The organism is Metabacillus niabensis (assembly GCF_902829255.1).
Classification (GTDB): domain Bacteria; phylum Bacillota; class Bacilli; order Bacillales; family Bacillaceae; genus Metabacillus; species Metabacillus niabensis.
The window spans coordinates 1-13,356 of sequence record NZ_CADEPK010000358.1; the positions used below are offsets into that span (position 1 = coordinate 1).

12 protein-coding genes are annotated in these 13,356 nt (G+C 33.4%); 1 reads left to right on the plus strand and 11 read right to left on the minus strand.

Going from position 1 to position 13,356, the window contains the following annotated elements:
• Positions 1–148 precede the first annotated feature (148 nt).
• Complete coding sequence (locus HU235_RS20695; RefSeq protein ID WP_174881451.1) at positions 149–1,255, plus strand: metal ABC transporter solute-binding protein, Zn/Mn family; 1,107 nt, start codon at positions 149–151, stop codon at positions 1,253–1,255.
• A 94-nt stretch (positions 1,256–1,349) separates the two neighbouring features.
• On the opposite strand, the gene HU235_RS20700 is transcribed toward HU235_RS20695, so the two are convergent.
• From HU235_RS20700 to HU235_RS20750, 11 genes are all read right to left on the minus strand, one after another.
• Positions 1,350–3,911 carry a PEP/pyruvate-binding domain-containing protein gene (locus HU235_RS20700; protein ID WP_233452338.1) on the minus strand — a complete coding sequence of 854 codons (2,562 nt, stop codon included), beginning with the start codon at positions 3,909–3,911 and terminating at the stop codon, positions 1,350–1,352.
• 300 nt (positions 3,912–4,211) lie between these two features.
• Positions 4,212–4,829 carry a hypothetical protein gene (locus HU235_RS20705; RefSeq protein WP_174881453.1) on the minus strand — a complete coding sequence of 206 codons (618 nt, stop codon included), beginning with the start codon at positions 4,827–4,829 and terminating at the stop codon, positions 4,212–4,214.
• Positions 4,830–4,950: 121 nt separating this feature from the next.
• Positions 4,951–5,310 carry a DUF3892 domain-containing protein gene (locus tag HU235_RS20710; RefSeq protein ID WP_370877275.1) on the minus strand — a complete coding sequence of 120 codons (360 nt, stop codon included), beginning with the start codon at positions 5,308–5,310 and terminating at the stop codon, positions 4,951–4,953.
• Between the two features lie 13 nt (positions 5,311–5,323).
• Positions 5,324–5,485, minus strand: a complete 162-nt coding sequence (locus HU235_RS20715; RefSeq protein ID WP_174881454.1) for a hypothetical protein — start codon at positions 5,483–5,485, stop codon at positions 5,324–5,326.
• Positions 5,482–6,738 (minus strand): Ger(x)C family spore germination protein, encoded by a 1,257-nt coding sequence (locus tag HU235_RS20720; RefSeq protein WP_174881455.1) that lies wholly within the window; start codon positions 6,736–6,738, stop codon positions 5,482–5,484. Before HU235_RS20720 ends, HU235_RS20715 begins: the two co-directional genes overlap by 4 nt.
• On the minus strand, positions 6,735–7,829 hold the full coding sequence (locus HU235_RS20725) for a GerAB/ArcD/ProY family transporter (RefSeq protein ID WP_095300934.1): 1,095 nt from the start codon (positions 7,827–7,829) through the stop codon (positions 6,735–6,737). The genes HU235_RS20720 and HU235_RS20725 overlap by 4 nt, the downstream gene beginning before the upstream one ends.
• A gap of 22 nt (positions 7,830–7,851) precedes the next feature.
• A complete protein-coding gene (locus HU235_RS20730; RefSeq protein ID WP_174881456.1) occupies positions 7,852–9,378 on the minus strand; it encodes a spore germination protein in 1,527 nt (508 codons plus the stop codon).
• 271 nt (positions 9,379–9,649) lie between these two features.
• Positions 9,650–9,937 (minus strand): spore coat protein, encoded by a 288-nt coding sequence (locus HU235_RS20735; RefSeq protein WP_095300936.1) that lies wholly within the window; start codon positions 9,935–9,937, stop codon positions 9,650–9,652.
• Positions 9,938–9,957: 20 nt separating this feature from the next.
• Entirely contained in the window at positions 9,958–10,161 is a 204-nt protein-coding gene (locus tag HU235_RS20740) for a hypothetical protein (protein ID WP_095300937.1), read from the minus strand.
• 180 nt (positions 10,162–10,341) lie between these two features.
• A complete protein-coding gene (locus HU235_RS20745; RefSeq protein ID WP_095300938.1) occupies positions 10,342–11,448 on the minus strand; it encodes an HD-GYP domain-containing protein in 1,107 nt (368 codons plus the stop codon).
• Positions 11,449–12,013: 565 nt separating this feature from the next.
• Positions 12,014–13,270 carry a SpoIID/LytB domain-containing protein gene (locus tag HU235_RS20750; RefSeq protein WP_174881457.1) on the minus strand — a complete coding sequence of 419 codons (1,257 nt, stop codon included), beginning with the start codon at positions 13,268–13,270 and terminating at the stop codon, positions 12,014–12,016.
• Between the last annotated feature and the right edge of the window lie 86 nt (positions 13,271–13,356).

Genomic DNA, 13,356 nt, shown 5'->3' on the forward strand with positions numbered 1-13,356 from the left:
ATACAAATCGTAATCATTACTATTTGATTCTACCGGTAAAATCTAAATGGTTCCAATTTATGTTTTATTCATATTGGATACTTGATAAAAAACATCAAATTCTCCCCTATTAAAAAGTTTACTTAAAAAAATGTTAGGAGTTGTAACAATGAAAACGAGATCATATTTACTAACCTCAATGCTTTCACTAGGTCTTTTATTAGCAGGCTGTGGTAATCAAGAAAATCAATCAACAAATGGTACAAGCAGTGATGCTAATTCTGACCGTAAAATAGAGGTTTATACAACCATTTTCCCATTAGAGGATTTTACAAAAAAAATTGGTGGTGATGAAATTACTGTAACCAGTGTCTACCCACCAAATGTTGACGCTCATACATATGAACCAACAGTTAAAACAATGAAAAACATAGCAGACTCAGATTTATTCATTTATTCAGGTGCAGGTGTAGAGGGTTTTGCAGAAAAGGCAGAACAAACCTTAAAGAAGGAAGACGTTAAAATATTGAAGGCGTCTGAAGGTATCGAATTATTAAAAAGTGCAGAAGAACATGATCATACACATGAAGACGAACATGCACACGAGGAAGAGCATACTCATGAAGGCGAAGATGCACACGAGGAAGAGCATACGCATGGAGGCGAACATGCACACGAAGAAGAGCATACGCTTGAAGGCGAAGATGCACATGAGGAAGAGCATACTCATGAAGAAGAACATCATCATGGTGATCACGATCCACATGTTTGGCTTGACCCAATTTATTCTATTAAATTAGCAGAAAATATTAAAGATGCATTAATAGAAATAAAACCGGAGTCAAAGGATATATTCGAAGAAAATTATGCAAAACTCAAAGCTGATTTAAATGACTTAGATAAAAGATTTCAAGATACTGTTGAAAACACAAAGACAAAATACATTTTAGTTTCCCATGCTGCTTATGGTTACTGGCAGGAAAGGTATGGTATTAAACAAATTTCAATTGCTGGTCTCTCTCCTTCTCAAGAACCTAGCCAACAACAACTTACTGAAATTATCAAAGAATCAGAAGAGCATAATATAAATTACGTTTTATTTGAACAAAATGTACAATCTAACGTAGCAAAAGTCATTCAAGATGAAATTGGTGCTAAGTCGTTAACCCTTCATAATCTTGAATCAGTGACAGAAGAAGATATTAAAAATAAAGAAGATTATTTCAGTATTATGGAGAAAAATATTGAAACACTTCAAACTGTGTTAAATGAATAAAATAATGAAAAGTTAGAGGAGGTATGATATCCATCGTACCTCCTCTAATACTGAGTGGACAAGGTAAACCTTTATTTTATAGACGTTGACTCTCCTACTTACAAATGAGCTTTTGTGTCGTAATATCGGAATAAATATTCATTCCATTTGTTTTTACAATCTGAATGACATCAATAAACTCTTCACTTTGTGGTAAAAAGTCTAGTAACAGATTTTCTTTATCTTTGAGCCATTCTGGATGGTAGATGACATCCTTTTGCCCAGCAAATATTGCGACATAAAAAATTCCAGACTCAACTAAATCCTGAAAAAAGTGACTTCCGTAAGATAATTCTGGCATGAAGCCTTCTTCTTGGGAAGCTATTTCACAAATGACGTTCATATTGGAAAGCTCTGAAAAGTGAACGGGAATCCCTAAGGATGGTGTTGTTGTTCCCCACCGGCCTGGTCCCATGAGCATCACATTTTTATCTTTCAAAACAGAATTAATCTTCCCAATTTTTCGTGCGACAGCATATTTTCCTTGTTCATTTCGATTTAAATATTCCTCTGTGTTAATCGAAACAATATATTCGATTGGAAGGCGGATATTACCTCCCATAAAATTTCCGTTTGTCGAAAAGAAGCAGCTTGATTCATCTGTAAGTTTTGGCATTTCAATTTGTTTGCCTAAACCACTTGTTTGCAACGGTCTACATTGTAAAAGGTTAATTTTAAATTCATTGTTATCATCAAAGTTCACTGTAAATTCAATATCAACTGGATATTCATATTCTTTTGATAACAAAGATAAAATCTCTCTCATCATATGTGGGAAATTTGTGTCCTTTAATAAAGAATGAAAATCCAGAATATAAGGATATGGATAACGGTCCGTATATCCTAATTCATGAAGGCGATTTGCTGTTTCTTCATCAGGTCGGGCAAAAAGTGTTTTAGACGCATGAAGATCATATTTTAATAATTCATCCCGTTTAACAGTTGTTAAAACATTTTTTGATAAAGAAAGAACATCAACATCATGCTGAGAAAATTTTTTTATATCCTCCTGACTTATAAGTGGCATACGCATTGGATTATCAAGAGTAACAATTCTTGCATAATCTCCTACGGTTCGATCTACAGCTCTTGTTCCTAATCCAAAAACGATCCGCAGCATGCCAGCATCCATGTTGATGCTTTTGTCCCAAACATATAAGTTTGAGGAATTTCCAACACCAGCTATATGTGGGAAAAAATATTGATGATGGTGGTCACCTGAAACACGTTGAATGAGGATGGCCATTTGCTCATCCTTTTCAAAAAGTCCCCTGTTCATTCTATAGGCGATTGCATCCTCATTCATCGTACTTGCATAGACAGTACGAATCGCTTGTTCGAACTCCTTGTAACGTTCTTCTGGTGTTCCTTGGTTAACACAAAATACACTTTCATATTTTCCTGCAAATGCATTTCCAAAATTATCCTCAAGCAATGAACTGGAACGAATAATAATTGGAGATTGACCAAAATATTCTAAAACCTGGATGAATTGTTCACGAATACGTTCTGAAAACACTCCATTTAATAGTTTCTCCTTTAGCTCTGGTGCATATTGAAAATAACCTTCTTTAGTCTTTTGTTTAACTCGTAATTTCCACCATCCGTTTTGGACTATATATGTGTAAAAAATATCAGAGCCTAAGAAAAACGAATCATGAGGCTCCAAGTGGGATAGCAATTGCTGATTTCCATGCTTTTCAATTATTTTTCTGGCAAGAAGCATACCAACACTTTTCCCGCCAATAAACCCTGTGCCAATTTCTCTTGAGGCAATCGTTAAAATATCCTTTAGGGTAAAGTATTTATCACATAAATCAAACATTTTAGATTTTTGACCTATTAGGAGAGACATTAACAATCTTTTTGTTTGTTCCTGCTTTTCATAATCTTCGTTTAATGTTTCTTTAGCCTGACTAAATACAATGTGCCAATAATCGAGTCTATTCTCTACTCTGTTAATACTTGAAAATAATTGTGCAGCCTCAGAACTAGCTGTAATACAGGTTGCCTCTTGCCCCTGAATTAAATGTGGGAAAAACATCGTCGGAGAATAACGTTGCCATACTTTAAGAGGATGTATGTAAATGTTCTTGTTAACTTCGTATACATCTAGAAGAAGTTGTGTTGTTTCACGTATTTCTGCAATTGTGCTGTAAGTGTGGACATTTCTAATTAATCCAAAATACGCGATCGTATCTAACTCATATAAGAATGGACATGACACCTTAAAGAAGTTTCCGATCATAAGGTCTGAGTACCATTCTTCTAACAAATCTGTTAAACAATCAAAAACATAAAATGTCTGTTTTCCTTCCTGTTCAAGGATACTATGTACCTTTGTTGCAAAAGTCTCAAAACCTTTCTTTGCATCTAGGTTGTATCTTTTGATATGAGGGTGATCCTCAATTAATGGTTTATGCTTCCCAAAACGAATATAGACTAAATTACGATTTTCTTTAAGGGTTGTTTCGACAAATGGATCTATCATTTTTTTGTAACTATCGACTGAGTCGACCTGCCATACAACATTATCACCTAGACGTAGTTTATCAATTGTAAGATCAAATCCTTTTATTCCTGTGCTAATTTTTTCATTGACTCTCAATCGATTCACCTTCTTTTATGTATCTTCGAAGTTTATTCAAAACCTTTATTTCTTAAATCAATTCCATGATTATTTACAATTTATCCTCTTAGGGATAATGGTTTCTATATTCGACATCTTTTAAGTATTTTCCTGCATGAAAAGGACTTCCACATTATTGTAGTTTACTAAATAAAGTGGAAGTCCAATACCCTCTTACCATACATATAGTCACATGATGATGTTTCTATCGGAGATAAGAAAGAAAAGCTCATGTTTGTTATCCTACCAATCATCTTTTTGAAAAGTTGGAGTAGATAGACTATATTATTAGCTTGCACGTTTTTCTTCTTGTTCAATTCCCTTATCTTTTAATAGAGTAATAATTCTTTTTAAATGCTCTTCATCCTCTATTACGAAATAGTTAGGTTGAAACCACCGATTTTTCAGAGTAATTGTTAACTTATATCCATTATTAAGGCGAGGGTGTAATCCATATAATTCATGCCAACGGATAATCTCTTCGTAATGATAATTTAATATTCGGTTAAACGGATAATACTTTGAATGAAGTATAATACCTGAAGGCAAAATAAATAAATTACCACGGTGTTTTATCGAGTTGATAATTACAATGAAGAGATATGCTACATTTAAAAAAGACGAGCTTAACCAATCGGTTGCAACAGAGATAATCAATACAGTTGTCAGGAGCAAGACTGCAACAATTGTCCCCCATTTTACAAATTGATAAGATTTCTCTTTTTTAGAAATGGGAGTCATCTCTTTCCATTCATTTGGGAGTAGGATCGTTTGAAATTCGTCTTTTTGTTGAGGATAGATAGCTTCCTTTGATAATAGAGCGGCCTTTTTTAAATAAAATGGATATTGTATTAAATAAATGAATCCAATGGCAAATAGGATTGTTAATACAATCGAGCTAATCATTAGCAATACACCTCACAGTTTCAATACTTTACCAATACAATTATTTCAAACTACAGATTTTCTTTCAAGGAAATCAGTCTAGACAAAAAAATAAACCCCAAAAATTGGGGTCAGTCCCTTTTTAGAATTCAGGTAACTCGTCTAAATTATTTTCTTTAATGCCATCAGGCTCACTTCTTAAAATATCGCGGCCATATTTATGAAATACATCGACATTTGCGAGATTTCCGGATTTTGCTTCAGATAGAGCCTGAACATAATCAAGTTTTCTCCCGGCATTTGTTTGAAAGGCAATTAAATCACCGTCATCATTTTTTCGAACTGCAACAATTTGCTCTTTTCCAGTTGAAAAGGTCCCTTTTTGATTTTTTTCAGCTTCATCTTGTTGCTGGTTGCGGTATTCATTATAGACTTTTTCAAATCGATCCAATTTGATCACCTCTCTTTTTATTTCCCCGTTATTGTCCCATTTTATTCGCATTGTAATAAGCCTTCTATTTAAGTTGAATGAAGAAAGAGAAAACGACGATAGAAATACCGACTAACAACATACCAAAAGCACCAAGTTTATTTTTATCTTTAAATAATACAAATGAATGTCCGATACTATAAGCAAATCCAAAGAATACGATTAAGTACAATAGAAATCTCATCAATCATTTATCATCTCCATGTCTGTTTCTTTTAATTGCTTACCATACCCAAAGATTTCAATATCAACATTTATTTTAATATCCGCTTCGGGAAATTGCTTGTTTGTCCAATCCCATTTTTCATACTCTTGTATCGTTTTAAAAAGTGGTCTAACATATAGAGACCAATAAAATGGATCTGATTTGAATTCCTGTTGTGATCTTCTCACAAGAGAATCAAAGTTTCTTTTAACTTCAGAAGCAATTGCTTTTCGTAGGATATCCTGATTTTTTTCATTTGTAGCGTAATTGATCATGCTTGGTACCGATAAAATTTCTGCCGATAGTGGTACATTGACCTTTATTTTAGGAGGTCCCTTTCTTAATGTTACTTTTATATCCGTTTTATCTTTTTTCTTTAACCTTACAACGATCTTATAATTATCATTCATTGGGTCTGTATAGCTAACATACATATCTTCCATATCCATCGTTTCGTCGAGAATCATAACACTTCTTGTTTCTTCACCAGACAATTTCCCGATCATTATTCCCTCTTTAAATACTGCGGACCCCATTAGCTGTGCGGGATTGCCCCCTTCCTTTGGCACCTTTCCGCTTAAATATTGATCCTCTTCTTTAAATTCGTTCCTATCTTTATCATCATTAACAGAACCATAGATCGCGAGAAATAAATCTGCATCACCATCAGTAATCGAAAATAGCCGATTTAAAGTTGAATCAGGTACTAATCCTGTTTCGATTGAACGATCGAAAACAAACTGATAATAACGATGCGGTCTAATTTCCATTTCCGGTTTGTTTTTCTTGATAAAATCGACTGCTTTTCCATCCGTAACGATGAGGTTTATTTCTCTTCTAATCTCCCTTTCCTTTAGTGCAGTTCCGATCATTCGATAAAAATATTTGGATCTTGCTAATTCTTCTGAAACAACAATTACCTTTGCATGTATTAAGGAAATCTGCCTTGTCACAAATGAGTTTGCCGTATTTTTAGCTGTAATAAAATCAGGGGATGTAATGGTAATGACCTCCTTTTTATCAGTTTCCCCTGCTGCTCCATTAATCTGTAGCTTAGGATTAGAAAATTCAAATGTAATATCAAAGGATTGCTCTTTTTCTAAATCAACCCCTTCAGGAATATCGATGCCAACTGCCACAGCATATGATATTTCTTCTAATTCCTTTCGATCCCAGCATCCCGTCAGAAGGATTACCATGGAGAAAATTGTGAAAAAGTGTAGCCATTTATTCATCGTGACCGTACCTCCTTTACTTTGTATACAATCAAAAGAAAGAATGGGAGGTAAAGTAGACCATATTCAAAAAACGAAGAAACAATCGTTCTAACGGAATATATATTAGAAATATCATTTTCTGGAACCATTCCTATAACTAATACTAAAATTGTAATTGGCAGTAGAGTATGTTCGAATTCTTCAATACTAAAAACAAAACCAAATATTTTACAGACTAAATATAAATAAATCGTAAATTTAACAAAAATACCTAGTAGCCAAAACGTAAGGAAGAATGTTTCAATATTTGTTATGGTTTTTCCGATTGAAACAAATCGAATTGCTTCATTAAAAGGATATGTAATTTTATCAATGCTTCTGTAGTCAAATACTAAGTTGTATAACAATAAAAGTAACGCCACTAGAAGAACTGTAAAAGTAAGAGAACCAATCAGTCCTCTAGTATAGGTTTTATGATTTTTGACAAACGGGTACATCATTGCGATAAGAAAAGCATCTGCATACATAGATGAAAAATGAAAACTGTTTTCTGTAATGTTTTTAAATCCAAAGCCAAATAAAGGAAAAATCCGATTGAAATGTATTTCTTTAAAAAGTAAAAGATAAAGTAACGTTAAAGCAATTAATATATATGGTAAAAGCATAATCGCAATAGATGCGATCGCTTCCCAACCTTTTTTAGCCCCCCATAAACATACAAGAAGAAGAAGGATATATAAGATAAATAAAGGAGTTTTAGGGAGATTAACAGTTATAAGCTGGTCTGTATAGCTTCTTGTGTCTATTGCCATTTTTAGTAATGCAAATAAAAAGAAAAGAAATCCGATTATAAACGTAAGCTTCTTGCCTATCAAACATCTTGTGATCTCAAGGAAATTTTTTGATTCAAATTTCTTTAGTAAATAGTTAAGGACTAGTAATGAAGGCAAAACAATTAGAAAGGAAAGGATACAAACGATCCACGCAGCATTTAAACTACGATCAAAAAGTAATGTTGCCGTCATGTCAGTTGCTTTTGTTCCGATCATGATGACTATAAGTGAAGATAACTCTTTAAAGCTGATGAGATCTTTTTCACGAGTAACCATCTAACCACCTGTTCCAAATAAATTATTCTGCTGCGCCTTTTTTTATATCCTTCGTTTTTAAATATGCAGGTCTGAATCTTTCATTTTTAATCATTCTTCTAAATAACGTATCATTTGAGGATTTATATTTTGGTGTCATCGGTGCAAAGTATGGAACACCAAACGATTTAAATACAGAAACATAAAATAAACCAATGAGAAAGCAGCCGACCATTCCAAATATTCCTAATAAACTTGCGGCAATTAAAAAACCAAATCTAGCAATTCTAATCGCATAATTTAAATTGACATCACTTATGGCAAAGGATGATAATCCAGTTATTGCTACAACGATAACGACAATCGGGCTAACAACATTTGCTTCCACTGCAGCTTGACCTAAAATTAATGCACCGACAATCCCGATTGTTGGACCAATTGGTGCAGGGACACGAATTCCTGCTTCCCTAATTAATTCAAAGGCTAGCTCCATGAGAAATAATTCAATGATTGCTGGGAATGGAACCATTTCACGCGCTCCAGCTATTGCTAATAGTAAATCAGCAGGAAGCATTTCACGATGGTAATTCGTTATGGCAATATATATAGAAGGAGTAAATAGCGTAATAAAGACGGCAATAAGTCGTAATGCTCTTGTAAAGTTACCATAAATAAACCGTAAATAGTGGTCATCTGCAGAATGGAGAAACGTCCAAAATGTTGCTGGTGTAATTAAGGCAATAGGAGAATTGTTCATAATGAGAATAATATGGCCATCCTCAAGAAAAGATGCTGCTCTATCTGGACGTTCTGTCTGTAAAACAGTGGGAAATAAACTAGATTTTCGGTCTTCAATAATTTGAACTAAAAGTTCTAAATTCTGAATATCATCTCTTTTTACATGATTAATTCTTTGTTTTACTTCCTTTAGAATCTGTTTATTAGCTAAGTTATTTTGGTAGACAAGAAATACCTCGTTGTTCGTACTGTTTCCAATTGACATTTTTTCAACTTTGAAATTTTCATTTCTTATTTTCTTGCGAATGAGTGAGATATTAACGTCTGCCTTTTCAATGAACGATTCTTTAGGACCAAATAGAGTAGTCTCATTCTGTGGTTTCTCAACACTTCTACCGGCTACTTTACCTGTTTTAATAATAAATGCCTTCGTTTCACCTTCTACTAATAAAACTGTTTCTCCTGAATTTAACTCTTCAATCGCCTTCTTCATACAAGTTTCTTCTTTAATCGTACTTATGCTAATACAGGAAGGGATCTCGGATTTCTTTTCATTCATAATCAACGGTTTGATGATTTGTTCTTGAATAAGTTGAATATCTGTTAAAGATGGAACAAAAAATAAAACAGCTTTTTTGTTATTCATTCTTAATGTGAATTCTCTTACAACGAAATCGATATTGTCAGGTAATGAATAGATATGCTTTAACGTTTCAATATCCTTGCTAATTTGCCAAGAAAAGGGTTGCTCAACCTCTTTCTTTTTTTTCTCCTCCAGCCTATCATCCTTTATGTCTGCTTGCCTTTTTGTTTTGAAAAATGGAATTTTCATAAATCTGATTCACTCCTCAAATAGGCTGAAACGAAATCTGACAAACGTGCATTCATTATTTTATTAGAATGTATGTTATTGGAAGATTTATTCAATATTTGTAGAAACATTTGTAAAAAATGATTGTTAGTCAAATGAATAAAACCTTCCTAAAAGAAGGCTTTTGTTTATTTGAAAAATTGAGTAATTGAGTGAATATGTTAGGAATGTTACATAAAAGCTATCATGATAATGCGGCTAAACGTTTTGATTAGGATTCATATTAAAAAATTTAACTATCTGGATGTAAATTATGTTGGATATTTTTTTGCACGATTTCAATCTCAGGCTGTGAGGCAATTGTTGTACGATACCATCCTTTATTTTTCATAAAATCAAATAGATTATATTGATTTTTATGTGCAGTCTCAAAGCAATGCAAAACTATTTCTCGTAGCTCTTGATGATTGATTTCTAGCAGTGTATTGCTTAAGGTACGACATCTCCCTTTTTCTAGCTCTAAACAAAGCTGAAGATATTCCCTGTCTGTTAATCCGCGTCCTGCAATATTATTTGGCATTGAACTATCTCCCCTTTATTTTATTGGATCATTTGCGACCGATTAAAATATTGAGATAAATCGGCGATATTTAATTGATGAGTTTTAGCAAGTTGTTCTAAAAGAGATCGTATTTCCTCGTCTTCACATTGGGAAGCACACCAATTGAAGGTCTTAGCAAGCAATTGTTCAGATCGCAGTTCATCCTCTATTAAAGATAATTCCTTTGTCGTTAAATAGTTCATTTTACTCACCTCGCCTTTTTTGGATTTCTAGTGGATAGTATTTATGATTTTCTTTCGTTTTATCCATTAGATGGTAGTTTTTTAACTTTATCCTTAATAAAAAAACTCTCTAAAAAATAGAGAGTTTGAAATGATATGTAAGATATATTAGATATAGCTGATTACGTTAGTTCAAAGAAATTATAGTAAGGCGTCAGCTTGAACAATTTCTAATGTAAGGTTTTCGCTAGTAGACAAATCAATTTCATAAGGTTGGACAGGTTGGTTTTCTTCATCTTTTATAATGCGAATAATTGGTCTTCCTACTGACGTGAAGTTATATTTTGTAACAATTCCTGTTCGGCCGTCATTTAATTTGACGGTTAACCCAGGAGGATAAATCGCAATACAGCCTCTAAAAAGATTGATTTGGTTTTGATCAAATTGTGTTCCTGATCCTGAATATAAAACTTCCAATCCTTTATGAGGAAGCATAGCGGATCGATAAACCCTCTGTGATGTTACAGCATCAAAAACATCTGCTACACTTAATATTTTTGCGTATGGATGAATTTCTTCCTCTTTAATCCCCCTTGGATAGCCTTTTCCATCTAGGCGTTCATGGTGTTGAAGTGCACAATGTGAGATGACTAAAGGTAGAGAATGAATTTTACGAAGTAATTCAAAACCAAGCTCTGAATGCATCTTGATTAATTCAAATTCCTCATCTGATAATCTTTCCTTTTTGTTTAAAACTTCAGGTGGGATAAACATTTTTCCGAGATCATGTAATAAGGCGCCTAAACCAATTTCTTCGATTTGACTTTTCGGCAAACCATTCTCAATTGCTAACTGACATGCATAGATGGCAACGTTTAAGCTGTGAGTGTATAGGTGATTATCAATAATTTTTGTCGTAGCTAATAAGTTTAACGCAGTACGATTTTCTGTTAAACAGCTTGAAATGTTTTGAAAGATCCGTTGCATTTCATGTATCGCTTTATCAGATTGCATCATACCTTGGATATTTTTAGTATGTGAGGATAAATTAGCAATTGAAGTCAATCCTTTAGTAATCGCTTCGATTGATTCAACTCGTAGCTCCTCTGGTATAGATTCGACAACATCGATTCCTTCTGATTCTTCATCTTCTATGTATATAGTAAAAACTTGAAAATTTTTAAGCCTTTTAATTAGACTATCTGATAGTAACGTTCCTTTTGCAAGTAACATCTTTCCATTTTCATAGTAGATAGATTTACCTAATGTAATCCCTGCCTCACTTCGATCTAACGTAATTAAGCGCATTTTCTCTATATCTCCTGTCTTACATTTTTCTCGAGTAACGAACTATTTTTGTAAAATAACCTAGAACAACGATGCGAATGTCAAAATGGATGTAATATGTAATAAATTTACGTAAACTCTACTTTAATACTCTTGTAATCAATTAAATATAAGGATTTCTTCATATAATTATTATAGTCGAATAATCACATAAAATGACTCTTTATGTCGATTATAGTAGAATGTATTTGTTTGTTCAATGGAGAAACGTTGAATTCTCTATATTAGTATTAAATTATTAATTACTAGCATACTAAATTCAAATTTATTTCTAAACATGAATGGTATGAAAAGCTATTATCTTAGCACATATTTAAATAAAAATTCGTTCTTGAATGAGTTTTTAAATGATACAGGTCTTCGCTTTCTGCAGCGGTACAGTAGTGACTGTCCTATATCCTTAACGCTTCTCCCCCAGGAGACTCACATATGCACTTAATCATTTATTATTGCCATTAGAGAAAGCAAACCCCCAACGTTAGAAATGGTTCCTTGTGCTGGGAGTTTTAAATATTACATTGATCTACTAATTAATTTTCTTTATTTTAGTACCCGGATAATAAAATTGGATAATGTCTTTATAGTTTTTACCGGCTTTTCCCATATAATGAGCACCCCATTGACTCATTCCTACACCATGTCCAAATCCTTTCCCCTTCATAGTATAGTGACCTTCTCCATCTTTAACGAGAGATTCAATGTAATAGCTTTTAAAGTGATTCCCTCCAATTAACGGACGGATATTATTTAATGGAACATCGTTAAGAGTCAAATGATCATAAACAATGGTCCCATCTAATAATCTGTGGAGGAATTCAATTTTTATCGATCCCTTTACAGCTCTTTTTGACTCAAGCAGTTCCTCGGATAGTTTAAAATATGGTATTTCAACTATTTTTATTTCTCCAGGGTACCCATTTTTTTTCAGCCAAGTTTTCATATTATTTATTATTGATGAGTCTATTTCAGAGAGTTTATCCCACCAATCTGGTTGATCCCAATCATTTTCATCAAGCTTTATTTGTGTTTGATGGATCGTAAACTCCCATGGATGTGTTGGATCGTACGGATCCCTTTTAATTGGTAAGTAACTTTTAGCATTTCCACCCCATACATGTGTGTTGTTTTCTGTCATTCCTCCATTACTTGCAGAGTAAAAGGCATCGATTAGCCGATTTTGAGAAGTGATGACCTCTCCGCTAGTTTCTTCAACTGCTTCCGTCGTTTTTTCGTTCCAGGTAAATCCTCCATAGACTTGATATTTGATTGTATCATCGATTTCTTTATCTAGATTTGCGAACGCATAGGTTCTGGCTGCTAATGCTTGTGCTTTTAATGTTTCGATTCCCCACGAGGGGTATACTTCAAATGGGACAACTCCTTTTAAATAATCCTCCATTGGAAGCTGGTTCACAGGTCTAATAAATTGATTCTTTTCTTTCCTAAATTCAACAGCACCTAAGTACTGGCGATTATTAATGGATATATATTGGGTATGATTGTATTTTTTAGGGATTAGAATAAATGGGTCATGTAACGAATACTTTTCTCCATTTCCAGTTAATATAAACTCTCCTTTCTTAAGTGATAATTGATAAATTATTCCCTCCTTTAGTTTAAGTGTAGGGTCTAGCGTCGAATAATCTCCTTTAATATGTAGGTTGATCTTTTTTGTTTCACCAATATGTTGAACTAGCTTAACCTTTATCATCTCTTCAGCAGCAACAATTTTAGTGGAAAACGAAATGGTAAGGATTATGAAAGGTAATATTAAGTATCTCATATCATTATGTTACCAGTCACAAAACAATATTATTCATCTATTCTTGAAACCTTAAAGACAGGAGAGTTCTGCTATAAGTGATGGGG

Coding starts and splice junctions, on each gene's coding strand:
- HU235_RS20725 (WP_095300934.1), bottom strand. CDS start 7,829: ATGGTTACTCGTGAAAAAGATCTCATCAGCTTTAAAGAGTTATCTTCA.
- HU235_RS20750 (WP_174881457.1), bottom strand. CDS start 13,270: ATGAGATACTTAATATTACCTTTCATAATCCTTACCATTTCGTTTTCC.
- HU235_RS20695 (WP_174881451.1), top strand. CDS start 149: ATGAAAACGAGATCATATTTACTAACCTCAATGCTTTCACTAGGTCTT.
- HU235_RS20705 (WP_174881453.1), bottom strand. CDS start 4,829: ATGATTAGCTCGATTGTATTAACAATCCTATTTGCCATTGGATTCATT.
- HU235_RS20730 (WP_174881456.1), bottom strand. CDS start 9,378: ATGAAAATTCCATTTTTCAAAACAAAAAGGCAAGCAGACATAAAGGAT.
- HU235_RS20740 (WP_095300937.1), bottom strand. CDS start 10,161: ATGAACTATTTAACGACAAAGGAATTATCTTTAATAGAGGATGAACTG.
- HU235_RS20745 (WP_095300938.1), bottom strand. CDS start 11,448: ATGCGCTTAATTACGTTAGATCGAAGTGAGGCAGGGATTACATTAGGT.
- HU235_RS20710 (WP_370877275.1), bottom strand. CDS start 5,310: ATGCGAATAAAATGGGACAATAACGGGGAAATAAAAAGAGAGGTGATC.
- HU235_RS20720 (WP_174881455.1), bottom strand. CDS start 6,738: ATGAATAAATGGCTACACTTTTTCACAATTTTCTCCATGGTAATCCTT.
- HU235_RS20735 (WP_095300936.1), bottom strand. CDS start 9,937: ATGCCAAATAATATTGCAGGACGCGGATTAACAGACAGGGAATATCTT.